The 22340-nt window shown below is 52.5% G+C and carries 27 protein-coding genes; 19 read left to right on the top strand and 8 right to left on the bottom strand.

Features of this window, described 5'->3' with window-relative positions; genetic code table 11:
- Positions 1-68 precede the first annotated feature (68 nt).
- The 10 genes from ACFOTD_RS16625 to ACFOTD_RS16670 all read left to right on the top strand — a co-directional run bounded on the left by ACFOTD_RS16625 (position 69) and on the right by ACFOTD_RS16670 (position 6394).
- A complete protein-coding gene (locus ACFOTD_RS16625) occupies positions 69-695 on the top strand; it encodes a hypothetical protein (RefSeq protein ID WP_378120661.1) in 627 nt (208 codons plus the stop codon).
- A 225-nt stretch (positions 696-920) separates the two neighbouring features.
- Positions 921-1415, top strand: coding sequence for a hypothetical protein (locus tag ACFOTD_RS16630; RefSeq protein ID WP_378120663.1), 495 nt, complete (start codon positions 921-923; stop codon positions 1413-1415).
- A 47-nt stretch (positions 1416-1462) separates the two neighbouring features.
- On the top strand, positions 1463-1843 hold the full coding sequence (locus ACFOTD_RS16635; protein ID WP_378120665.1) for a hypothetical protein: 381 nt from the start codon (positions 1463-1465) through the stop codon (positions 1841-1843).
- Between the two features lie 454 nt (positions 1844-2297).
- Entirely contained in the window at positions 2298-2885 is a 588-nt protein-coding gene (locus tag ACFOTD_RS16640) for a TetR/AcrR family transcriptional regulator (protein ID WP_378120814.1), read from the top strand.
- Positions 2886-2963: 78 nt separating this feature from the next.
- Positions 2964-4172: an MFS transporter gene (locus ACFOTD_RS16645; RefSeq protein ID WP_378120667.1), complete on the top strand. Its 1209-nt coding sequence runs from the start codon at positions 2964-2966 to the stop codon at positions 4170-4172.
- A 113-nt stretch (positions 4173-4285) separates the two neighbouring features.
- Positions 4286-4435, top strand: a complete 150-nt coding sequence (gene rpmG / locus ACFOTD_RS16650; RefSeq protein ID WP_378120669.1) for a 50S ribosomal protein L33 — start codon at positions 4286-4288, stop codon at positions 4433-4435.
- Between the two features lie 20 nt (positions 4436-4455).
- Complete coding sequence (locus ACFOTD_RS16655) at positions 4456-5316, top strand: AAA family ATPase (protein ID WP_378120671.1); 861 nt, start codon at positions 4456-4458, stop codon at positions 5314-5316.
- A gap of 100 nt (positions 5317-5416) precedes the next feature.
- The gene (rpsN, locus tag ACFOTD_RS16660) at positions 5417-5686 is read left to right on the top strand and encodes a 30S ribosomal protein S14 (RefSeq protein WP_282912893.1); all 270 of its coding nucleotides are present in this window, start codon (positions 5417-5419) and stop codon (positions 5684-5686) included.
- A gap of 30 nt (positions 5687-5716) precedes the next feature.
- Positions 5717-6043: a DUF3024 domain-containing protein gene (locus ACFOTD_RS16665; RefSeq protein WP_378120672.1), complete on the top strand. Its 327-nt coding sequence runs from the start codon at positions 5717-5719 to the stop codon at positions 6041-6043.
- 99 nt (positions 6044-6142) lie between these two features.
- Complete coding sequence (locus tag ACFOTD_RS16670; protein ID WP_378120674.1) at positions 6143-6394, top strand: type B 50S ribosomal protein L31; 252 nt, start codon at positions 6143-6145, stop codon at positions 6392-6394.
- 358 nt (positions 6395-6752) lie between these two features.
- On the opposite strand, the gene ACFOTD_RS16675 is transcribed toward ACFOTD_RS16670, so the two are convergent.
- Complete coding sequence (locus ACFOTD_RS16675; RefSeq protein ID WP_378120676.1) at positions 6753-7133, bottom strand: hypothetical protein; 381 nt, start codon at positions 7131-7133, stop codon at positions 6753-6755.
- Positions 7134-7220: 87 nt separating this feature from the next.
- Positions 7221-8111: a helix-turn-helix transcriptional regulator gene (locus ACFOTD_RS16680; protein WP_378120678.1), complete on the bottom strand. Its 891-nt coding sequence runs from the start codon at positions 8109-8111 to the stop codon at positions 7221-7223.
- Positions 8112-8435: 324 nt separating this feature from the next.
- Here ACFOTD_RS16680 and ACFOTD_RS16685 point away from each other — a divergent pair, with 324 nt between their 5' ends.
- From ACFOTD_RS16685 to ACFOTD_RS16710, 6 genes are all read left to right on the top strand, one after another.
- Complete coding sequence (locus ACFOTD_RS16685) at positions 8436-9854, top strand: ABC transporter substrate-binding protein (protein WP_378120680.1); 1419 nt, start codon at positions 8436-8438, stop codon at positions 9852-9854.
- 72 nt (positions 9855-9926) lie between these two features.
- Complete coding sequence (locus ACFOTD_RS16690; RefSeq protein WP_378120682.1) at positions 9927-10853, top strand: carbohydrate ABC transporter permease; 927 nt, start codon at positions 9927-9929, stop codon at positions 10851-10853.
- Entirely contained in the window at positions 10850-11719 is an 870-nt protein-coding gene (locus ACFOTD_RS16695; RefSeq protein WP_378120684.1) for a carbohydrate ABC transporter permease, read from the top strand. The genes ACFOTD_RS16690 and ACFOTD_RS16695 overlap by 4 nt, the downstream gene beginning before the upstream one ends.
- 60 nt (positions 11720-11779) lie before the next feature.
- On the top strand, positions 11780-13681 hold the full coding sequence (locus tag ACFOTD_RS16700; protein ID WP_378120686.1) for a glycoside hydrolase family 127 protein: 1902 nt from the start codon (positions 11780-11782) through the stop codon (positions 13679-13681).
- Positions 13682-13804: 123 nt separating this feature from the next.
- A complete protein-coding gene (locus ACFOTD_RS16705; RefSeq protein WP_378120688.1) occupies positions 13805-14041 on the top strand; it encodes a hypothetical protein in 237 nt (78 codons plus the stop codon).
- 247 nt (positions 14042-14288) lie between these two features.
- Positions 14289-15218 (top strand): NHL repeat-containing protein, encoded by a 930-nt coding sequence (locus tag ACFOTD_RS16710; protein ID WP_378120690.1) that lies wholly within the window; start codon positions 14289-14291, stop codon positions 15216-15218.
- Positions 15219-15312: 94 nt separating this feature from the next.
- Here ACFOTD_RS16710 and ACFOTD_RS16715 read toward each other — a convergent pair whose 3' ends face one another.
- Positions 15313-15600 (bottom strand): hypothetical protein, encoded by a 288-nt coding sequence (locus ACFOTD_RS16715; protein ID WP_378120692.1) that lies wholly within the window; start codon positions 15598-15600, stop codon positions 15313-15315.
- Between the two features lie 143 nt (positions 15601-15743).
- On the opposite strand from ACFOTD_RS16715, the gene ACFOTD_RS16720 reads away from it, so the two are divergent.
- Together ACFOTD_RS16720 and ACFOTD_RS16725 are read left to right on the top strand one after the other, a co-directional pair.
- Entirely contained in the window at positions 15744-16322 is a 579-nt protein-coding gene (locus ACFOTD_RS16720) for a cupin domain-containing protein (protein ID WP_378120694.1), read from the top strand.
- Between the two features lie 261 nt (positions 16323-16583).
- Entirely contained in the window at positions 16584-16988 is a 405-nt protein-coding gene (locus ACFOTD_RS16725) for a VOC family protein (protein WP_378120696.1), read from the top strand.
- A 123-nt stretch (positions 16989-17111) separates the two neighbouring features.
- On the opposite strand, the gene ACFOTD_RS16730 is transcribed toward ACFOTD_RS16725, so the two are convergent.
- Entirely contained in the window at positions 17112-18614 is a 1503-nt protein-coding gene (locus tag ACFOTD_RS16730; RefSeq protein WP_378120698.1) for an alpha/beta hydrolase family protein, read from the bottom strand.
- A gap of 276 nt (positions 18615-18890) precedes the next feature.
- Here ACFOTD_RS16730 and ACFOTD_RS16735 point away from each other — a divergent pair, with 276 nt between their 5' ends.
- On the top strand, positions 18891-19616 hold the full coding sequence (locus ACFOTD_RS16735; RefSeq protein WP_378120700.1) for a VCBS repeat-containing protein: 726 nt from the start codon (positions 18891-18893) through the stop codon (positions 19614-19616).
- 79 nt (positions 19617-19695) lie between these two features.
- On the opposite strand, the gene ACFOTD_RS16740 is transcribed toward ACFOTD_RS16735, so the two are convergent.
- From ACFOTD_RS16740 to ACFOTD_RS16755, 4 genes are all read right to left on the bottom strand, one after another.
- Positions 19696-20259, bottom strand: coding sequence for a dihydrofolate reductase family protein (locus ACFOTD_RS16740; RefSeq protein ID WP_378120701.1), 564 nt, complete (start codon positions 20257-20259; stop codon positions 19696-19698).
- A gap of 288 nt (positions 20260-20547) precedes the next feature.
- On the bottom strand, positions 20548-20898 hold the full coding sequence (locus ACFOTD_RS16745) for a hypothetical protein (protein WP_378120703.1): 351 nt from the start codon (positions 20896-20898) through the stop codon (positions 20548-20550).
- Positions 20899-20961: 63 nt separating this feature from the next.
- Entirely contained in the window at positions 20962-21318 is a 357-nt protein-coding gene (locus ACFOTD_RS16750) for a hypothetical protein (RefSeq protein ID WP_378120705.1), read from the bottom strand.
- Positions 21319-21439: 121 nt separating this feature from the next.
- A complete protein-coding gene (locus ACFOTD_RS16755) occupies positions 21440-22216 on the bottom strand; it encodes a sigma-70 family RNA polymerase sigma factor (RefSeq protein WP_378120707.1) in 777 nt (258 codons plus the stop codon).
- Positions 22217-22340 lie beyond the last annotated feature (124 nt).

The following is a 22340-nucleotide window of genomic DNA, read 5'->3' on the forward strand; positions in this document are numbered from 1 at the left end:
GAGTCGGGAGTGGAGGGCGGCGTCGGGCTGATGTAGGCCTACAAGGTGGAAAGGAGAGCTGTAAGAGCGTGCGGTTATGGACCAAGGTCTTATGGTGGAGCTCTTCATTGTTCGGGTTGTTTTCGTTCGTTTGGTTTTTATTAGGGACAACTGCCGGGTTTCAACGTTCGTTGGATTTAGTAGCTACTGTTATTTTGGTCTATTCAGGTATTCCTTGTTTGGTCATTTCGGTAATATTTTTATTTTTGCTGCTTAAAAGCTGGACTCCCATTGGCGGGATAAAACAAGCAGGAGCGCTGATGGGCATGATGCTGCTACTTGCGCTTTCAGTTTTGTTGTTGAGAAATGTACATACGGAAGGTTGGTTGTCCGAAAAGGTAACAAGCGATTCCATGAAATTCACGACAGACGGCAAGTACGAATATCGACTTGAACTAATTAATCTATTTCAAAGAAACAGTAAGGCGAGATTATATCTGAAGCGCGTTTCGGACGGAAAGATTAAAACGATCCCGGTTGAAATTCAAACCAACCGAATCGTGGGGTTGGGAGTCAAACGGGTTAATAATTGGGCTGTATTAGAGAAAACGGATACGCGGGACCATTACGACTTGGTTACAACAAAAGAGCTTCAACGATCGGAAGAGAAGTTTGAAATCGATATGGTGGCGGGGACATCTAAAAGGATGGAATGATAATTAACTCCATAACTTAGATAAAGTGAAAGGAGATATTGCGCCTTATATTCCTCTTTTGATCATTGCAGGAGCAATTAGCATGCGATTATCTAAAGGAAAAAGAATGAGGAATAGAGTGCTCGTCATCGTGGTATCCTTTCTGTTTTCGATGCTGGGATTATGGATTAGCGTATTTCTAATATAATTATAATATGCGGTTCGGTGGAGATGAGGCGGGGGCATATGTTTAAAAGAAGGCTTAGGTTGCCGTATTATTTTTTATTAGTCACAGCGATAACCATGACTTTATTAATTGCAGGCTGCAGCGCTCCAATTTCGTTAGCAGACTCCATAATGAAAGGCATTGACCTTAGATGTGGCGAACTTTCTAGCTGTAGCATCTCAATGAGGGATATTACTGATTTTAAATGGGATAAGGTTGTTGTGTTTCAAGTCGGGAGCTCAAATCCGGAAGTCAGTCATGCGCTTGGCTTTGAATATCACGGAAGTACAGACCTGATGAGCGGAATCATATTTGTATCCGATAACAAGATTGTGGCCGAGCAGCAAATTGCTTATTATCCGGAAAAACCTTCGAAATTGCAGGTGAACCTTGAGCAGGATCCCAATGATCCCAATTGTGCTAGCTTTAGCTCGGAAAATGCTAATTTTAAAGCCGGCAAAGTAGTAATCGACGGGAAGACCTATTACGAGCTAAATCCATCAACCAAACGATAGAAGGTAACGACCGTCCGGTAAAACTAAAAACTTAGGGGCGTCTCTTATTGAGAAAATTGATTGTAGGATTAATATCTGTATATGTCGTGGGCTATCTTCTCTTGAATCATTACGATCAAATCTCTATGACGACGCTAAACATCTATGCTTTGTTTGCATATCCTTTATTCTTTGTTTTTGTTCTTCCTATTCAAACTTATGTAAGCTCTAAATTTATAAATATAAGATTATTTTTTAAAATGACTATCAAGCTTTTTTGTTTAATTGTTTTAGCGGTTTTTCTGGCATGGGTTTTCCTTTGGATAGGTCTGGACTTCTACTTGGGAAGCGCGCTGATCGAAGTAGCATGTATTCAGCTTGTGTTGTATTTTGCATTAGAAAAATCAACGCATATGGCCTTCATTTATTTGAAAGGCAGAAGAACGTGAGGGGTTAACCTTGCCATACAACTATCAATGGAGAATAACGAAGTACGATCCACAAAATCGCGATGCGTGGGGACGATACCAAAAAAACGATTGGACTTCGATCTCTGATATAGCTAAGCCCAATGCACCCTACAGCGGCTCATTAAGCAGGCTGGCTTTACGAGAAGATTTATGGTTTAAACTTATTGCGGGCGACAAGTTGTTCGTCCATTTTGGATACGACTATTATATGTACATCGGCAGTGACTTAGCGTGCTCCGCCGTAATCAGTAAAATCATTAAATCCGGCTTGTTTGCGGAACCTTGGACTTCACCCTATCATTCCGGGGAAGAGGAGTGATTGTTTCTCTCTTTTGCTTGAACCGTTGCAAAGTATTTTTAAGCACGCTATAATACTGAATAATCATTCAGTATCTCAACATCCCAGCACCACATCGCATTCGAGGTGATCCCCATCAACAAAAAACAACTCCAAACCGAGCAAACTAAAAAGAAAATCGCAGAGGCGTCCAAGGCGCTTTTTATCAAAAAAGGCTATAAAGCGACCGCGATCGAGGAGATCGTGAAGGCGACCGGGTGCAGCGCGGGCAATATTTATTACCACTTCAAGAGCAAGGAAGGGCTCTTCCTGTATCTGATCGAGGAATGGGACCGGGAGTGGGAGGAAACGTGGCTCGCGAAGGAGGCGCTCTATACGACGACGGCCGACAAGCTGTACGGCGTGGCCGAGCATCTGGCGCTCGATCAGATCAATCATCCGCTGACCAAGGCGATCGACGAGTTCTTCAACAACGCCGAGAAAGGCTCGGAAGTGGAGGAACGGATCCAGCAGATGGTGAAAGGGTATGTTAACTTCAACAAGCAGCTGCTGCAGCGGGGCATCGACGCCGGGGAATTCAAGGCAGCGGACGTAACCGGACTGGCCATCATTCTGGACAGCCTGATGTTCGGGCTCAGCCAGCATACCCGGCGCATGGACCGAGAAACGGCGCTCACTGCCTATCGCCTGGCGGTGGACGTGTTCCTGCATGGAATTGCATAGCCGCCGCTTTTCCTTTTTTTTGCCCACATCTAGAATGAATATTCAGTATCCGTGATAGGAACTTGGAGGACTTTAGAAATGGCTATCTTGCTAAAACAACAGGGCGCGCTGCTTATTTTGATGCTGAACTTGTTTCTGGTATTCACCGGCATCGGTCTTATTATTCCAATCATGCCGAGCTTTATGAACGAGCTGGGCGTGAGCGGCAGCCTCATGGGGCTGATGATCGCGGTATTCTCGCTCGCGCAGTTCGTATTCTCCCCGCTGGCCGGACGCATGGCCGATACGGTGGGACGCAAACGGATGATCGTCATCGGCATGTTCGTGTTCGCCGTATCCGAAGGCTTGTTCGGCATCGCGCAATCGCCGTTGCTGATGTTCGTGTCGCGGGCGCTCGGCGGTCTTAGCGCGGCGATGATTATGCCGGCCGTCATGGCGTATGCGGCGGATATTACGACGGACGAGGAACGGGCAGCCGGGATGGGTTACGTGAATGCTTCGATAACGACGGGATTTATCATCGGTCCGGGCCTTGGCGGTTATATCGCCGAGTTCGGCATTCGTGCGCCGTTCTATGCGGCTGGGGTAGGCGGCGTGATCGCAGCCTTCGTAACGTTATTTTTCCTTAAGGAATCTCTTCCGGCAAAAGGAAAGGCAACCGAGGTTCCAGTAAAGATGGTCGAAAAACGCGGCAAGCTGCTTACCCAACTGCAGTATTCGTACCGCGAGCCTTATTTTCTCAGCCTGATTATCGTCTTCGTCATGTCGTTCGGCCTCGCCAACTTCGAGACGATCTACTCGCTGTTCGTAGATCACAAGTTCGGCTTCGATCCCAAGGACATCGCCTTTGTCATCACGTTCGGCTCGATCGCCGGCGCGGTCGTGCAGCTCACGATCTTCAGCTGGCTGCTGAACCGGTTCGGAGAAAAGCGCATCATTACAGCTTGCTTGCTCGTAGCGGGTATCTTCGTCTTGCTGATGCTGTTCGTGCACAAGTTCTGGCTGATTTTCACCGTCACCTTTGTCGTATTTCTAGCCACCGATATTCTGCGTCCCACCGTCAGCACCCAGATGTCCAAGCTGGCCAAAGACCAGCAGGGTTACGTAGCGGGATTGAATTCCGCCTTCACGAGCCTTGGCAACATCCTCGGTCCGGTCATCGCTGGCGTGCTGTTCGACATCGAGATTAATGCGCCGTATGCGCTTGCGGCCGTCGTGCTGCTGATTTGCTTTGCGGTGTCGCTCAAGCGTAGGAAAGAGACGGCGACGACGGGGGACCAAATATAAGAATAGTATTCGAAGCGGACACCTGAGTGTCCTCAATCTTCTCCCCTTGACATAGGCAAGGGGAAAAGGTATCTTCCTAATATGTAAATATTACGATTAAAGGAGAATGACCCATGCGCGTTATTGTCACGCTTGCTTGTACGGAGACCGGAGACAGGAACTATACGACCTCCAAAAATAAAAGAACGCATTCGGGCCGCATCGAACTGATGAAGTATTGCCCGAGGCTTAAGCGGCATACGCTTCACCGCGAGACGCGTTAAATCCGAGGAGCAGCCTGCAAATGAGCAAAAGCAACGCAGCCGTCCGTCTTCCCCGGGCTAAGGGAATTGACATGGCGACCTATTATACGCCCAAGGAATGCGCCAAAAAAGCAAGACATATCGTATTGCCGCCGCACAACCGGAAGATCGTGGAGGAATTCATCGCCATTTTGGGGATGAAAGAGAAGTTTGCGAAGTTTGAGGTGCCGATCCCTAACAAGATTATGATGTACGGTCCGCCCGGCACGGGGAAAACGCTGACCGCCTATCATATCGCCGAGCGCCTAGCGCTTCCCTTGATCGTCGTGCGGCTGGATGCGATAATCCATAGCCATCTTGGTGAGACGGGGAGCAATGTGCGCAAAATTTTCGAGCATGCTCAGTCGTCGCCCTGCTTGCTGTTCCTGGATGAATTCGACGCGCTCGCCCGTACGCGCGACAACAACGATGAGGTCAAGGAGATGGCGAGAGTGGTCAATACGCTGCTGCAATGCCTGGACGCGTTCGACGGGGACAGCGTGCTGATGGCGGCTACGAACCTGGAGACGGAGCTGGATCAGGCCGTCTGGCGGCGGTTCGATACGAAGATGTCGTATCGGATGCCGGACGAGCTGACGCGCGCCGAATATATCGGCCAGCTGCTCGGCGGGTTTGCGCAGGAGGACGGCGTCGGTCGGAGCGCGAGCGAGCTGCTTAGCGGCTGCAGCTATGCCGATATGGAGCAGATTTTGCTGAAGGCCAAGCGCAAGGCGATCATCGAGGACCGTCCGCTGCACGAAAGCCATGTGAAGGATTCGTATGCCGAGTACAAACCGGACCAGGGTGAATTGCGACAAAGGAAGGATACGGCAAAGGATTCGACGCAGCTTGCGGTGAAGTAGATGGTCGGGTGCAGAATGAATCAGCTGTGGGATTACATCGTAATAATTACGATTTTTACAGACGCTAATCGTGTGAATAAGGGATGAGAGGGTGTTCGTCATCGCTAAAAAATCGAAGGTCGTCAAAGAGCGCAAGCGGCAAGCGACCGTGGCGCGTTATGCGGAAATCCGCAGGCAGCTGAAGGAAAACAAGGATTACGAAGGGCTGAAAAAACTGCCGAGAGACGCGTCGCCAACGAGATTGCACAGCCGCTGCGAGCTAACGGGCAGGCCGCACGGGTACCTCCGGAAGTTCAAGGTGTCGCGGATCGCGTTTCGCGAGCTGGCTTACAAGGGTCAGATACCGGGCGTCAAAAAAGCAAGCTGGTAGGGATTTGCGCCGTAGGCGGAGGATAAATGGATGGACACCTTTACAGTCTGCAGGATCGAGAAAATATTGGAGGGCTACATCGCGCTCAAGGTGCCCCGCAACATGCGTTCCTCAGTACGCTTGTCCTACAGATGGGACGAAAATGGCGTGACCTTGACGGAGGAGCGTCCGGATACGGCCGGGTGGCAGGGCGTGTCGATTGTTCAATTTCGCCGGCAGCGGTCGTTGTGGCAAGTATGCGCGAAAAGCAGCGCGGGCGAGTGGGAGGCAGTCGAGGTTATTGAGCCGCATTTCGATTTTGAATCCCAGCTTGAACATGTCGAGGCGGACCCACAAGGCATATTTTGGACAGCTTGATGCTAGCGACCGAAGCGAGGATGGCAGCCGACACGCACCATCGCACCTCGTGAGGTGAGCTGCGCAATGGGCCGAAACCCAGATGAAGGAGGAATTACGTTGAGAGACGGCATACACCCCAAGTTTCAGCAGGTTATCTTCTATGACGCCGGCGCAGGTTACAAATTTCTGAGCGGCTCCACGAGAAGCTCGAATGAAACGATGGTATGGGAAGACGGGGAGACGTACCCGGTCATCCGGGTCGACACCAGCTCCGCGTCCCATCCGTTCTACACCGGCAAGCAGAAGCTGGCCGAGACGGGCGGGCGGATCGACAAGTTCAACCAGAGATTGTCACAAGCTATAAAGTAAAGCGTCGTCGCTCTCTTCCGATGGAAGCGGGCGGCGATTTTTTATGCGCAGCGTCACACGGCCGCACCGCGCGTCCAACCGAGGCAAAGAGACGCTGGACAGCGTTACATGGCCGGACCGCGCGGCCATTCGAGGCAAAAAGACGCTGTACAGCGTTACATAGCCGGATCGCGCGGCCAACCGCGGCAAAGAGACGCTGTACAGCGTTACATGGCCGCCCCGCGCGGCCAATCAAGGCAAAGAGACGCTGTACAGCGTTACATAGCCGGACCGTCGGGCAATCGAGGCAAAGAGACGCTGTACAGCGTTACATGGCCGCCCCGCGCGGCCAATCAAGGCAAAGAGACGCTGTACAGCGTTACATAGCCGGACCGTCGGGCAATCGAGGCAAAGAGACGCTGTACAGCGTCACATGGCCCGACCGCGCGGCCAATCGAGGCAAAGAGACGCTGTACAGCGTTACATAGCCGCCCCGCGCGGCCAATCGAGGCAAAGTAACGCTGTACAGCGTTAAATAGCCGGACCGCGTCGGCAAGCGAGGCAAAGAGACGCTGTACAGCGTCACATAGCCGGACCAAGCCGCCAACCGAGACAAAGAGACGCTGTACAGCGCCACATGGCCGCCCCACGCGGCCATTCGAGGCAAAGAGACGCTGTACAGCGTCACATAGCCGGACCGCGTCGGCAACCGAGGCAAAGAGACGCTGTACAGCGTCACATGGCCCGACTGCGCCGCCAATCGAGCGCCACCGCCCCAGTCCGCCAGCCTCCCGCCCTAATTTCCAGCAGCCTCTCGCGCAGTCTCTCGTCCGAGCCCCCGCCCCAACTAATGCTTCTTCGCAAACTTACTTCGAAACCCCGACGGCGACAGCCCCTCTTTCTTAGAAAAAAACGTCGAGTAATGCGACACGTGATGGAACCCCACCTCTTCCGCAATCCGAGCAATGGGCCAGGGCGTCTGCAGCAGCAGCCGCTTGGACTGTTCGAGACGGTAGTATTGGAGATAGTTCATGGGCGTCATGCCGTACACTTTGAGCATCATTTTGGCCAGGTAGTTGGGGTGGTAGTTCATTTTCTGCTGCAGCACCGAGTTCGTGATATCGCTTGCATAATTTTGTCTAATGAACAGCTCGATCCGGTCGGCGAGCTCGATCGAGGTGTTGTTCGCGGACGAGGACGATTCGCGGTTGAGATGCTGGAGGAACGATTGGAAGGTCGCCTGCCGCTTCCAGTTCCGCAGCGATTGCGGCTCGTGCGCCTGCTGGAAGAACGTCTCGAGCACCTCCATCGCTTTTGCCGAAAGTTTCATATGCTTCGGTATGAATATAGAGCTGACATCCGCGTGATTGAGATACGCCAGCTTCTTGTGCTCCTCGATCAAGGCCATCTGGTTGCCCATACACTCGTCCATATCCAGGCACACTTGCCAGCTGCCGAACGTCTGGAAGTGGATCCAGATGATCTCCGTATCCGTCTTGCAGGGCGCGCTGCCATAGTGATGGCCATTGGGCAATAAAATAAACGCTTCCCCTTCATGGATCTCCCGGTCTTGTCCGTTCTCGCCGATGGGGAGCACGCCTTTGCGGACGACGATCAGATCGAAGACGCGGATCTCGTTCCGCTCGATATGGGAATCCCCGACGCCGTAATTGGCATAACCGAAGTCTACGAAATAAGGGATCGGCGGAGAGATGAAGTGCAAGATTGCCGTGTCCATGCGCGTTCCTCCCAAACATCATATCGATCGTATTGAACTGGAAGACGTTTCATAATTTATGATACTTGATGACTCTCGTTATAAAAAGATAAAAGGTTGAAATTATTAAAAATTAGGTTGGATTAATTTGTTTATTTTGAGGTTCACTCATGTCACAATACGATTAAAGCGCTTACCAAATTCTGCTTGCAAAACAGGCGAACAAAGCTTGCGGGCTTGAAGCAGGCGGGCGCTCGACGTTTGACGCATTCGCTTGGGTCTCCCGGGCTAATCAATCGAACGGTAAGGCAGTCATGATGCGAATATTAAAGGGAGAGTGGGGCAATGAACACAGGAAAGAAGCTTGGGGCAGGCGTTCTCCTGGCAGCAATGGCAATGAGTGCCGTGGGCTGCGGGAGCAATGACAACAACAAGACAGACGCATCATCGCCGGCAGCAACGGGAGGCGCCAGCACCAAAGCGGCCGAGACGGCGCCCGCCAAGACGAAGAAGGTCAAGATTACGTATTCGATGTGGGGCAGCGCGGAGGAAGGCAGCGTCACGCAGAAGATCGCGGACAAATTCAACGCCTCCCAGGACAAGATCGAAGTCGAAGTGGTCGCGATTCCTTGGGAGAACTACATGACGAAGCTCAATACGCAGGCAACGGGCAATCAGCTGCCGGACACGGGGATGCTCAAGGAAGACGGCGTCATCCAGTGGTCCTCCGACGGCATGCTGAACGACGTAAGTTCCATGTACGAGGGCAGCGACAGCAAGCCGCTGGACAGCCTGGCTTACAAATATCAAGGCAAGACGGTCGCCTACGCGGCCGCCAACGAAGTGCTCCTTCTCTATTACAACAAAGACATGTTCGACAAAGCCGGCGTGGCCTACCCGCCATCCGCGCTCGATAAGGCATGGACCTGGGACGAATTCGTAGCGGCGGCCAAGAAGCTGACGAACGACAAGAAAGGCAAGCATCCCGGCGAAGACGGCTTCGATAAGGACGGCATCGTGCAATATGGCGCATCCGTCGAAAACCTGCCTTGGCAGCTCGAGACGTGGACGCTCAGCAACGGCGGCGGCTTCTATTCCGCAGACGGCACAGAGGTGAAAATCGGGGAAGACGCCAGCGCCGAAGCGATCCAGCGCGTCGCGGATCTGTACCTCAAGGATCATGTCGCGCCGCTGTCCGTCGGCCAGACCGACGACGGCATCCAGCGCACCATTATCGCGGGCACGGTCGCCATGGCAACGAACGGCGCCTGGAACGTGGGCACCAGCCTGAACACGGCCAAGGAAGGCGGCCTCAAATACGGCGTTGCCGTGCTGCCTTACATGAAGGATAAAGTGACGCTCAACACGGGCGGCGCCAACGTCGTATTCTCCCAGACCAAGCATCCGGCAGAAGCGATGGAATGGCTCAAATGGTATAACTCCGAAGAAAACAACTGGGGATTGATCAGCTCGGGCATCTGGATGCCGACGCTCGAGAAGTGGTATAAGGACGAAACCCTTACCCACAAATGGGTCGACAATCCGAACTTCCCGCCTTACGAAGAATACAAGTCCGCAGTCGTCGACTACGCACAGTCGTCCGCCGCGAGACCGGCCTCCTGGTTCTACACGAATCACACCACGGACTTCAACACCTTGCTCGGCTCGATTCTGGGAGACGTATGGACCGGCAAGACGACCGCCAAGGACGCGATCGCCAAAAATCTAGACGCGCTCAAGGCCGCGCATACCGGCAGCAAATAAGAGATAAATAGGATGACCGCCGGGTTCGCGCAGGCGGCGGTCATCCTTTAAACATGAGGTGGGGAGCGAGCTATGGACACCATCAACAAATCGGTCAAACGACGTTCCCGAATCTATTCAGCCGAGGCGCGCGTCGCTTATATTTGCCTGATCCCCGCCTTCATCGGCCTGATCTTTCTTACTTACGTGCCGCTGCTTAGCGTGTTCGGCATCAGCCTGACGAATTGGACAGGTCTGTCCGCGCCCAAGTTTATCGGCTTCGGCAACTATAGCAGGCTGTTTACCTCGGACCCGTATATCAAAGATTCCATTATCGCGACGATCTACTTTGCCGCGTTATCCGTGGCCGGCAGCATGATTTATTCCTTATTTGTCGCCATGCTGCTCAATCGCAAGATTCCGGCAAGAGGCTTTTTCAGAGCCGTCTTTTATGTGCCCTACGTGCTGCCGGCTGCCGCCATCTACGTCGGTTGGTCCTGGCTTTACGAGGCGAACTTCGGCTTTTTTAACTACCTGCTCTCCGAAGTCGGCTTGCACAAGGTGCTGTTTATCGCGGACTCGAGCCATGTCGTTCCTTCGCTTTCCTTGATCTCCGTCTGGCTGGCCGGCAACCTGATCGTCATTTTCCTGGCCGGACTTCAAAATGTACCGAGCGTCTACCATGAGGCCGCCGAGATGGATGGCGCGAACGGATGGGCGCGCTTCCGGCATATCACGCTGCCCTGCATGACGCCGATTATTTTTTACAACCTGCTGATGAGCTTGATCGCCAACCTCCAGGTAGTTACCCCCGCGCTCTCGTTGACCAATGGCGGACCCGGCAATGCCTCGCGCTTCATGACTTATCTGATGTACGATCAAGCCTTCGTCAACTACAAGCTGGGCTACGCCTGCGCGACGACGTTTATCATTTTTGCGATACTTGCGGCGTTCACCGGCGTGCTGTTCAAGACGTCCAAAGGATGGATTTTCGACGAAGGAGGCGACGACGACAAATGAGCGAGGCGGCATACGGAAGGCTCAAGAGCAAGAAACGCAAGGATCGGACGGCAAACCTCATAACGTTGGTCGTCGTCGTTTTATTTGCCGTACTCGTGCTGTTCCCGATCTGGTGGATCTTCCGGACGTCGCTCATGACGAACGCGGAGATCTATAAATATCCGCCCTCGCTGCTGCCGGCAGACTGGCTGTTTTCCAACTACAGGAAAACGCTGGAGATATTCAAGTTCTGGAAGTACTTGTCGAACACGATGATCATTATCGTTCCTTCCTGTCTGGCAGGGACCTTTACGGCCACCTTGTGCGGATATGCCTTCGCCAGATTGCGGTTTCGCGGGAAAAAGGTGATCTGGGCGCTATGCGTCGGTTCGATGCTGCTGCCTGCCATGGTAACGCTCATTCCGCTGTACATCGGGTGGACGCGAGGCTTGGGACTCCATGACAGCTATCTGCCCTTGATTCTGCCGTATTTTTGCGGCGGCGGCGCTTTTAATATCTTTTTGATCCGGCAGTTTATCGTCTCGATCCCAAGAGAGCTCGATCAAGCGGCGACGATCGACGGCGCCGGCTACTTCCGCATTTTGTTCAGCATCATCATGCCGGCGATCCGGCCGGCCATGATCGTCGTCGCCTTGTTCATCTTCATCGGGCTATGGAACGATTTGCTCCAACAGATGATTTACATTAACGCCAGCGACAAATACACGATCGCGCTCGGGCTGACCAACTTCAGAGGTCAATTGAAGCAGGACTGGTCGCTGACGATGGCGGCCACGTGCATGTCCTTTGCCCCCGGCGTCATTTTCTATCTCGTCGGCCAAAAGTATTTCGTAGAGGGCATCACGCTGACCGGCATGAAAAGTTAGTCCGAGCTCGCGCCTCCTATCGCCCTGTCCCATTGTTGTCCCATTGAAGGAGAGATCGACATGCAGGTTAGACTTAGCGATCAGTTTTGGCAGCCCAAGGTTCGACAGAACGCCCTCGCCACGATTCCTTATCAGTGGAGCGCGTTGAACGATGAGATCGAAGGCGCCGAGCCCAGTCATGCCGTAGAAAACTTCCGCATCGCTGCGGGCGAGCAGACAGGCACGTTTTACGGCATGGTATTTCAAGACAGCGACGTGGCCAAATGGATCGAGGCTGCCGCTTACAGCCTGCGTCATTTTCGGAATCCGCAGCTCGAAGGCGTCATCGACGCGGTCGTTGACTTGATCGGGAGAGCCCAGCGGCCTGACGGGTACTTGAATACGTACTTCTCGGTCGCCGAACCCGAACGACGGTGGACGGATTTTGCGTTCGGGCATGAGCTCTACTGCGCCGGTCATCTGATCGAGGCGGCGGTGGCGTATTACGAATCGACGCGCAAGCGGGCTTTTTTGGACATCATGTGCCGCTACGCGGATTATATCGACCGGGTCATGGGGCCGTCGTCGGATCGGCGGCATTTGTATTGCGGGCATGAGGAGATCGAGCTTGCGCTAGCCAAGCTGTACCGTGCGACGCTGGAGGAACGGTATTTGAACCTAAGCCGACACTTCATCGAGGAGCGGGGCACACAACCGAGCTTTCTCAAGGACGACCCTGGATTCGGTTACCAATTCAAGGACCGCTGGTTCGACCTGGATTACCATCAGGCGCACGCGCCGGTGAGAGAGCAGGAAACGGCGGAGGGACATTCCGTGCGGGCCATGTATCTGTACGCGGCCATGGCGGATCTGGCGATCGCTTACGGCGACGATACGCTGACCGCGGCGCTGCGCAAGCTATGGGATCATATGACCTCCAAGCGGATGTATATTACCGGGGGGCTCGGCTCGCAAGGCCATGGCGAACGCTTCACGCTCGACTACGATCTGCCCAACGATACGGCGTATACCGAGACTTGCGCGTCCATCGGACTGGTCATGCTGGCATCCAGAATGCTCCGGCTCGAGATGGACAGCCGATTCGGAGACGTCATGGAGCGCGTCCTCTACAACGGGGTGCTGAGCGGCATGTCGTTGGACGGAACCCGTTATTTCTACGTGAATCCGCTGGAGGTGCATCCTGCCGTCGCGCAATACCGTTACGATATGCAGCACGTCAAAACCGAGCGCGTGGCCTGGTTCGGCTGCGCTTGTTGCCCGCCTAATATCGCGAGGCTGCTCGCGTCCCTGGATACTTATTTCTTTACGCAAGAGGAAGCGGAGATCGCCATGCATCTGTACGGCTCCAATGAGAGCAGCTTCCATGTCCAGGGACAGAAGATCATCTTGCGCACCGATACGCGTTATCCGTGGGACGGCACAATTCAGATTCGCGTGCAGGCCGATGCGCCGACCGGTTGCACGTTAGCTTTTCGAATCCCTGCTTGGTGCAGGCAGCCCAGCATCCAGGTGAACGGCGAGTTCGTGGCGCTGGACGCGATCGTCGCGCGCGGCTATGCGCGTCTTCGCAGAGCGTGGGCGGACGGCGATGAGATCCGGCTGAATTTCCCGATGGCCGTCGAGCGGATCGAGTCCAATCCCAAGGTGCACGAGAACGCCGGCAAAGTCGCTTTACAATACGGTCCGATCGTTTATTGCCTGGAGGAAGTCGACAACGGCGCCGACCTCACGGATATTTGCCTGGCCGAGGAGGCCGAGTTCACCGCGGAATATCGGGAAGACCTGCTCGGCGGCACCGTCGTCCTGACCGGAGCAGGGCTGCGTTCGGAGCTTTCATGGGGAGGCGAGCTGTACAGGCCTGTCGCCCGAGGGAAGAGCAGCGTAGAGATCACGGCGGTTCCCTACGCTTACTGGGGGAATCGGGCGCCGGGCGAGATGACGGTTTGGATTCGGGAGAAATAACGGATGCCGTTCAACCATGCCTTGGACAACCGCACATTTCTCTATCTATCCAATCATGGCGCGGACCTCTCTCATACGCTGGTATTAGCCTTGCCGGCTTACGTATAGGGAGGTTGGGAACCGATGGGAATGTACGAATTCTGCGTCCAGCATCAAAACCGCAGAGTGCGCGTGAACACGCATAATGGAGCCCTTGAGGGTACCATCGTGGGCGTGGACTGGGATAATCTGTACCTGAAGCCTGCCAAGGGCGACTTAACGTTGTCCGCATGGGGAATCGGCTATGGCGGATACGGCGGCTGGGGAGCCGGCATCGTCGCGCTGTCGTTATTTACGTTGCTGGCGATCGCGCTGATCTAGATTTGACGCGCACCGCAAAAAGATGATATGAATCTCTAGAAAAATAGCAAACGGGATGAAGCGGGAAGGTCTCTGCTTTGTCCCGTTTGTTCTTTGTTTTTCGTCAAGGGATGGAAGGAGGCATCGGTCAATACAAGAATTTGTCCCAGATTGTCCTCCCCTGTTACGAAACAGGTCGTTTGCGGTTATATATTGGATGACCATCTACTAGAGGGGAAGGGATATTTTGAGAAAAGCAGGATTGCGTATGACGATACTCGTGTTCTTGATCGCGCTTGTCTTCCAGTCGACGCCGACGAACGCCGCCACCGCCACCTATGCAGACCGATTATACTCTCCGATGTTCATCACCAAGATCTCGGGACTCTACTTCATCACCGATTCCTGGAATCATCGAATTCTCTATAGCAGAGACGTTAAGCTTCCGATCAGTCAATGGCAGGTACTTGACGATTACATAGCCGCTCCGCACTCCATCGCGGGCAACGGCACCATCTTCATCGCCGAAGACACCGGCCGGGATCGCCTGTTCGTCTACACGCTGACCACCAAGGGCTTTGTCAAAACGCAGACCATTAGCGATATCAAGAGCCGGCCGCATCGGACCATTTACGACCCCGCTACTCAGAAGTTCTACGTCCTCACCTCGGACACGCAGAACATGTACACCTTGTCGGTCAAGAACGGCCATGTCGTGATCGACAGCAAGAAAAACCTCCCATACCTGGAGGCGGCCTACGTCCGATCGTTCTCGATTATCGACGGCCTCATGTATTTCGTGAGCGGACCGAACCAGATTCTGGCGGCCAACTACAAGGACGGTACCTTCGCTCTGCAGCAGAAGTACGACGTGCCGGAAGGCTACCGCGCGATGAACGACCTGAAGAAGATCGGCTCGTATTACTACATCACGGTGTATTCGAACCAGTTCATTCGCCTGAAGGACTTGTCCGATTTTAGCACCGCCGAGGACCTGTATACGAAAATGGGCTTCAAGGGCGTACCTTATTACATGTCGTACTTCGACGGCAAAGTGTATGTCACCGAGATCGATTCGTATTCGGCCATCCGCTCGTTCAAGGTATACGACGACGAGATCTCGAAGATCGACGTCATGCACGATTACGGTCCGCCGAATGCGGCGGTGTTGAATCGGAAGCGAATACTCGGGACTTAATCGCGAAGCGCTCCCGGCCTCGCGTTCCCGCCTGACAGCGAATCCCCTTGAACGGTTTTCCGTTCGGGGGATTTTTGCGCGCTGTTGCTGTTTTTTACGGCGCCGAACCGACCGAGGTCACCCGCCAACCGAACCCTGATTTTTTCACATATATAAATGATTCGGTGATATCAGGATCGGCTACCTCATAGAGGTTCCCATACTTCGGGTCGTTTTTGATTTTTCCTTGCAGCACTTCGGAAGTGACGGCTTTAATCGGATGGAAAGAAATCAATAATTGCTTTCTTACCGCTAATTGAGGCGTTATGGAAGGAAAAAATAAAAAGTAGACGCATAGGACGACGACAACCGTAAGCACGATTTTTTTAATTCTTTTTGACACGGGACCTTCACCTCCACCTTTATAGTAACTGACAGTGTCACCAGGATCTAGTTAATCCGGAAAATGGCAACCGGGTTTTAAGCAAGGTACGTTTACCCATGCCGGACCATAGAATGGGGTATTCGAGTGGAGGGATGAATCGGATGCAAGCTTTGCCCCAAGCCTATCAGAACCTTGCGTACTCCTATTATGTCTGGCAGTTGTACCAGCAGCCGTACCGCAACGGCGGTTACCCTTATTACGCCGCAGGGTATGCGCCTGTATATTCTCTTTCTTACTACGATGAGCGGTTCAGCTCGCAGCCCGCAGCCGGGACGGCCATCAAGGATTACGGCAAGCAACCGCTGGTCATCAACATAGAAAAGGCGGCGGAGCAAAACGATACGTTCCGGACCGCCCTATGGACGGGAGCGCACTTCCAGGTGACCGTGATGAGCATTCCCGCGGGCAGCGATATCGGACTCGAGGTGCACCCGCACACGGATCAGTTCATTCGGATCGAAGCGGGGCAAGGCTTGGTTCAGATGGGGAAAACGAAGGACCGGCTGGATTACCAGGTGGCGGCCGCGGCGGGCGATGCGATCATGGTTCCGGCCGGCACCTGGCATAATGTGACCAATACCGGCAGCGAGCCGCTCCAGGTTTACGTCATTTATGCGCCGCCGCAGCATCCGTTCGGCACGATCCATGCGACGAAGGCAGATGCGATGGCCGCCGAATGAACGGGAACTGCGTGTAAAGCCGCGTAAAAACCTGTAAAGACGAAGAAGCCGACCCCATGGGTGGGCTTCTTTGTCTATGTTTGCGCGTGGGCGGATGGTTTGGCTGAGGGAAACCTCAAACTACTGACAGTCTGTTGTCAGCGGCCTTTTAATATACTTCGATTAAATAACCGTTAAGGAGTGGGACTACATGCAAAGTATTTTGGCCAAAAATGATAAGATGCGGGTCTGCATTCTGTATTCCAAAAAGGAGGGAATCTCGTGAATTTTGCTTCTGTACGCATCATTACGGACGACGTGGATCGACTCGTCGCGTTCTACGAGAAGGTCCTGGACGTATCGGCTGAACGCCCCGCACCCGTCTTTGCCGAATTCGTCTTGCCATCTTGCACCCTCGCGATCGGGCACTCCCAGACGGTGCAGCTGTTCGGCGCCGGTTCCGCGGTGGCGGCCGACAATCGCACGGTCATCATCGAGTTCCGCGTCGACGATGTCGATGCCGAATACGAACGCTTGAAGCCGCTTGTCGACGCGTGGGTTAAGGAACCGACGACGATGCCCTGGGGGAACCGCGCCATACTGTTTCGCGATCCCGACGGCAACCTGATCAACCTCTTCACGCCGGTGACCGAGGAAGCGATCCAACGGTTCAGCGGCAGGCGTTGACGAACAGTTGGGGTGAGCGAGGCGAATCGCGATTCATTTTGCGGATCGCCGGGATGAAGTACGGGATGCATCGGAGGTGCGCCTGCTTCATCCCTTTTTTTTATGTCCGATAAAGATCCGCATTTATAATAACGAGGTTACAATCTTCACCTCCGGGTAGCGGCTATCCGGTCCGTTCATCAAGCTCCCGCCTTGATTTTTGAGATATCTATCGAAGAAGTCCAGCATATAGGCGTTAATAACGGCGTTCGCCCGATCTGGCGCGATCTTTCCCGTAACGCCCAGCAGTTTGAATACCGGAGAGAGGTATTGGACGCCGGTAAAATTCAAATGCTCCGTACGGTCGATATAGAGGAATTGCCCTCCTGAAGCCACCGTTTCGCGCATCCGTTCAAGCTCCAGCTTTTTGTCTTCCGTTACTTGATCCATCCACGCTCTGGTGTTGCCCATCCGTTTAAGCTCAGCATCCGTGTAAATATGGTTATCCATCACCTTCTTTAATCTGTCGAATTCGCTTTGCGAGTTGATAAACAAAAACGGCTTTTGCAAACCCTCTCTGTCACGTAGCCGATAAAGCGCGCCATCCAAGTCGATTCCAACCGCGATCCGCGGATCGTAAGCAGCGTCATAGGCCGTCGCTCCACCGATGGAATGACCGAATACCCCGACATGGCCGAGATCCATCTTTCCTTTAAGTCGGCTTGGAATCTGCCCCGATTGGACGAGCTCGAATTGGTCCAGCACAAACGCCACATCGTCGGTCAACACTTTTCCCAGCTTGTCGCGATTGCCACTCTCTGTCCGATAATCATGGTTGGGCGAGAATAAATCGTTGGTATTGCTGGTCGTGATCCGGCCGTCCGGAAACTCGGTTGCGAACGTATTGTACGTGTGGTCGATCGCCGCCACGATATAGCCGTGACTCGCGAGATTTTCCGCTTGCGACGTGTGGAGGAACCTGGAGGAGCCGAAGCCGGGATTCGCCAGGATCAGCGGGTAGGAAGCTTGTGCCGAAGAGACTTCGGCCCCCGAATAGGCATGACTGGATACGTACTTCAGGTGTTGAAGCGTAAACCCGGGAAGGCCGTAATTCGAGGCCATGTAACGTAAAATCCGGGTGTCGGGAATAAAGGGGGCGTACTTGCCGTTGCCGGCTTGAGCCGGATACCAGACCTGCACCATCAATTCTCTGTTCCCGTCTCTGGATGGGTCGAAATTCTCTTCCCGATGGGTGTCCACGAAATGAAACGTCTGCGTGGCTACCTTAAATTCGCCTGTCGGAGCAGGCAGTTTAAATACAGGAAAAGCATACAGGAGACCTGCCGTCACGACCAGCATGATTGCTATAGCGGCGTAAGCTAAGCCCGTGACGAATCGCGGGATTTTTTTCGGACCACTTTTACTAAAATAGCGATAACCTGAAATGGCTAAAAAAAGAATGGTCAGGCAGTAGGGGAATATCAGCTGAACCCTGTAGCCTTCCACCGTCCCATGAACGACCAGCAACAGCATGGCGATCCCGCTTGCGACGAATACAGGCATTCTGCGGCGTCCTTTTTTTAAAAAGACGGTTAGCGCGAACAAGCCGATGTCGGACAAAAAAAGCAACAGCTCAAACAGCCGCATTCCGATGCTCCTTTAAAATAAATTGGTATGTTGCCTTCCAATTTTATCCGAGCGGGCGGGCCTGAGCTATCGATTTGCCTTACATCTACCTTGCAGTTTTGTAAGGCGCGGAATAATACAACCTGCCGATCGCCGGCAGGTCGTATTATCCGAGAGCGCATAAACCGCGCTCTTCTGCAGAAATTCAATTTATCCTGGGCATCTACACAATCCGCTAGGTATCGACCTACATATTTGTAGGCATAGGGGATTCGACTGCGGATAGGGGATGTTCGAATGTATCACGCGCATTTACGAAGCATTGTGCTGCTCGATGTGAAGCAAGGAGACGTCAACCGGGACGGAATCATCGATAACGTGTATTTATACGGCAATCAATCGGATGGTCCCTTCGCAGATCACATAACGCTTATCATTCAAGACGGACATTCGAACCGGAGCACGGCGGTCAATCTTCCGAACAACGCGGGGTACAACGCTAGGCTCTTCCTTGGAGATTTTTCTAAGGACAACGTGAAGGACATCTTAGTAAGCATCGATACCGGAGGGAGCGGCGGGTACGGCATTTTTTATTTGTATTCCTTTAAGAACCATGTTCTTCACGAGATGTTTGACGTTGAAAAATATAACGAGGCGTACAAGTTTAACGTGAATTATGAGGACTTCTACAAGGTGAGCGTATCGAGTCCTCAGCTTGACGTACTATTTACGATAGACATCAGCAATAAAGGCTACGACTATTTATCGCAGTATTACGACGACGACGGCAAGCTGAAACAGCCTGTCCAGGGCGAGGTTCTTGCTCTGGGCGGACTGTATCCGATCGTGGCAAACGAAAGAGGCGTGGGATACGATTTGCTTGCGCTTCAACGCATTATTGGCACGACGAATGCCGATACGTTAGGATATGTCGAGAACCTACTGACGTGGAACGGCACGCAATTGGTATCCTCCCGATTGACCGTAGCCATACTTGGGGCGAAGTTGATCAGTCTATTCTAATCTTTTTTCCTTCCGTTAAGTGACCATTCACGCAACAAGCTGCCGATCTGCCGGCAGCTTATTGTCGCTGAGCTGGCGGTCAAACGATCACGCGATAATGGAAATGGATGACGCCGCTTCGGAAACGGCGCTCACTAAGCAGCTCGAGCTGCATGCGGAGGTTGTCGGGCAATGCTGGCTTGCCTCCGCCTAAGACGATCGGATTAAGAAGCAGATGGCACTCGTCGATCAGTCCCGCGCGCATGGCTTGTCCAGCAAGCTCGGGGCCGCCGATCGTCATGTCGGCTTCCGATGACGCCTTCAGCCTCCGGATCGCATCGGGATCGAATTCACGTTCAACCTTCGTCTTGGCGCTTGTTGCCGCCGGAAGGGTCCCGGAATAAACGATCTTATCGGCCGCCCGCCAGATCTGCGCGAATTCCCGCGCTTTGTCCTCCGGTTCGTCGTCGCCGACGTGCGCCGTCTCCCAGTACACCATCGACTCGTACATCCGTCGCCCGTACAGGTAGGTACCGATCGTCCGCTGGAAGCCGGTCCAGAACGCATAGGTCTCGTCATCGGAGATCGACCAATCGAGATCGCCGCGCTCATCCTCCATGTAGCCGTCCAAGGATAGGTTAATGGGATAGATTAGTTTAGCCATTTCAATAACGCCTCCCATTTTCGTGACCGTTGGTTGAACGGCCCGCCGGCGGCACCCGGCAGGCTTCGTCATTCAACAACATCTTATCATCCCAAAGGAGGCCGGGCTTCTCATGGATTGCTCATGTTCAGGCTCAGCTATCTTTCTTATTGAGCTAAATCTATCGCAACATCAAGCTCCTTCCCGGTGACGGCCATCCAAGATTACGAGAAACAACTTGGGCGTCATCCTGATCGAAAATACAGCGAAGCAAAAGGACACGTTTCGTACCGCTGAGCTCAATTCTCGTTAGTCTAAGCCATGATCTTCGTCAATGATCCAAGAAAACTCCTTCGCAATACGGACAGCAATCCCTGTTATGGCTAGCTCAAGAATGTTATCAATAGATCGTGGCAAATCAATTTCAATTAAATTGACTTCTTTGACCCCATCTTGGGTGTCGATCGCATAATTACCATTTAATTCAGCGGAAATGCCTTTGACATAAATACGTTCTCCACTGATTTCTTTCCAAAATCGTAGGTGACTCGTCTTGTTGAAACCCAAGCTGCTAATCAAGAATTGTTCCAAAACGCTGGATTCTACTTTTCTTGTATAGTCATCAGAATGGATGCTGATATAGTAATAAATAAATTTCACCTCAACCTATTTTCATGCTTCTCGCTTTACTTTACATTTTTGAAGGCTCATAACGTTTACATTTTAATTCCATACTTGAACGATATCCCCGCATTGAAACTGAGCAAATTCAACAAGTGTTTTATGTTCTGTATCAGTAAGTTTAATGAGCAGTTCATCACTATTTTTAAACTTTATTTTTATCGATATACCGGCCATTATAGAAACAGCCTCTACAGTTTGGTTAATGAGCCCACACAGGGCATCCCGATAGCCGATATCTGCAAAAGCATACTGTTTACCTTTTACCGTAACCTTTGGTAATGTATAAGCACTTAAGCTTGCATCTTCCGATTTGCAATGAAATCCGAATTGAACATAATCGCGAACAAAAGTTACGCAAAAGAGTTCGGCTCCAATGAGAACTGCTTCAATACCCACCTCAATGTCCCCTTCTCGCGTTCATGGTCTCATCCATGAAAATTCGTGAAACAATGGCGCAATCCTCCCCAAAACTTCAATTGAAAAAAGCAGCCGATCCTTCTGACAGGCTGCCGCAATATCACTTCGCTAAATCCACCGTAACCTCAAGCTCCTTCAGATAATGCACGTTTAACTGATAGGTGCAAATGTATAGCGCATCGACATCGCTTATATTTGAAAAAGTAACTTGATACCTGTTGCCGCCTTCCCTGCGAATCGTGCCGTTTTCCTTGTCGTATCGGTTGCCTTTGCCGTCTTCGAGCCAGATGTGTTGCACCTGATCAAAGATACGGGCGCCCGACACTTCATAGGTGAGCGTCATTTGGTTATTTTCACGTTTCTCATCCAAAATGGTCAGTGCGCCTGCTTTCCCTTGCGATAAGGTGACCGCGCGGCGCAGCCAGGTTTTAATCGTGTTCTCGGGCTTCCGATACAGCTCGGCCAGATCCTTGATCGAGATATCCTCGATGTGGTACAGCTTGAGCAGGTTGCGATCTTCCTCGGGAAGCGTCTCGAGCAACTGCTTAAGCTCAACATTTTCATATCCGCTCTCGTTGGCGTAAGGCTCCATGAATTCATTCATTTCGATGACCTTCTTCATTCGCCGGTGAATCTGATGGCATTCATTGATTAAGATCCGAAGCAGCCAAGGTTTGAAGTAGGCCGGCTCCCTTAACGTGCCGATGTGCTTGAACGCCTTAATAATGGCTTCCTGAATGGCGTCTTCGCAATCCGCATCGCTCGCAAGGATCGTTTTAGCTACCCGATACATGACGGTCTTGTGCGCGTGAATCAGGTGCTCAAAGGCAGCCATGTAGCCTCTTTGCGCCTTCTTGAATTGCTGAGCTGCGTCCACCGATCGCCCCCCTTTCACATTGACGTATATTAGATGAGCGAGATGGTGGGTGGGGTTTCAAGAAGATCAAAAAATAGTTGCCTCATTCATTGTATATTCATTGTGAATTCGACGATCAAGATTT

Source organism: Cohnella sp. GCM10012308 (genome assembly GCF_042649185.1).
In the GTDB taxonomy this organism is placed as follows: Bacteria; Bacillota; Bacilli; order Paenibacillales; family Paenibacillaceae; genus Cohnella.

Coding starts and splice junctions, on each gene's coding strand:
- rpmG (WP_378120669.1), top strand. CDS start 4,286: ATGCGCGTTATTGTCACGCTTGCTTGTACGGAGACCGGAGACAGGAAC.
- ACFOTD_RS16710 (WP_378120690.1), top strand. CDS start 14,289: ATGACGATACTCGTGTTCTTGATCGCGCTTGTCTTCCAGTCGACGCCG.
- ACFOTD_RS16740 (WP_378120701.1), bottom strand. CDS start 20,259: ATGGCTAAACTAATCTATCCCATTAACCTATCCTTGGACGGCTACATG.
- ACFOTD_RS16720 (WP_378120694.1), top strand. CDS start 15,744: ATGCAAGCTTTGCCCCAAGCCTATCAGAACCTTGCGTACTCCTATTAT.
- ACFOTD_RS16735 (WP_378120700.1), top strand. CDS start 18,891: ATGTATCACGCGCATTTACGAAGCATTGTGCTGCTCGATGTGAAGCAA.
- ACFOTD_RS16705 (WP_378120688.1), top strand. CDS start 13,805: ATGGGAATGTACGAATTCTGCGTCCAGCATCAAAACCGCAGAGTGCGC.
- ACFOTD_RS16665 (WP_378120672.1), top strand. CDS start 5,717: ATGGACACCTTTACAGTCTGCAGGATCGAGAAAATATTGGAGGGCTAC.
- ACFOTD_RS16630 (WP_378120663.1), top strand. CDS start 921: ATGTTTAAAAGAAGGCTTAGGTTGCCGTATTATTTTTTATTAGTCACA.
- ACFOTD_RS16680 (WP_378120678.1), bottom strand. CDS start 8,111: ATGGACACGGCAATCTTGCACTTCATCTCTCCGCCGATCCCTTATTTC.
- ACFOTD_RS16685 (WP_378120680.1), top strand. CDS start 8,436: ATGAACACAGGAAAGAAGCTTGGGGCAGGCGTTCTCCTGGCAGCAATG.
- ACFOTD_RS16690 (WP_378120682.1), top strand. CDS start 9,927: ATGGACACCATCAACAAATCGGTCAAACGACGTTCCCGAATCTATTCA.
- ACFOTD_RS16655 (WP_378120671.1), top strand. CDS start 4,456: ATGAGCAAAAGCAACGCAGCCGTCCGTCTTCCCCGGGCTAAGGGAATT.
- ACFOTD_RS16695 (WP_378120684.1), top strand. CDS start 10,850: ATGAGCGAGGCGGCATACGGAAGGCTCAAGAGCAAGAAACGCAAGGAT.
- ACFOTD_RS16700 (WP_378120686.1), top strand. CDS start 11,780: ATGCAGGTTAGACTTAGCGATCAGTTTTGGCAGCCCAAGGTTCGACAG.
- ACFOTD_RS16645 (WP_378120667.1), top strand. CDS start 2,964: ATGGCTATCTTGCTAAAACAACAGGGCGCGCTGCTTATTTTGATGCTG.
- ACFOTD_RS16730 (WP_378120698.1), bottom strand. CDS start 18,614: ATGCGGCTGTTTGAGCTGTTGCTTTTTTTGTCCGACATCGGCTTGTTC.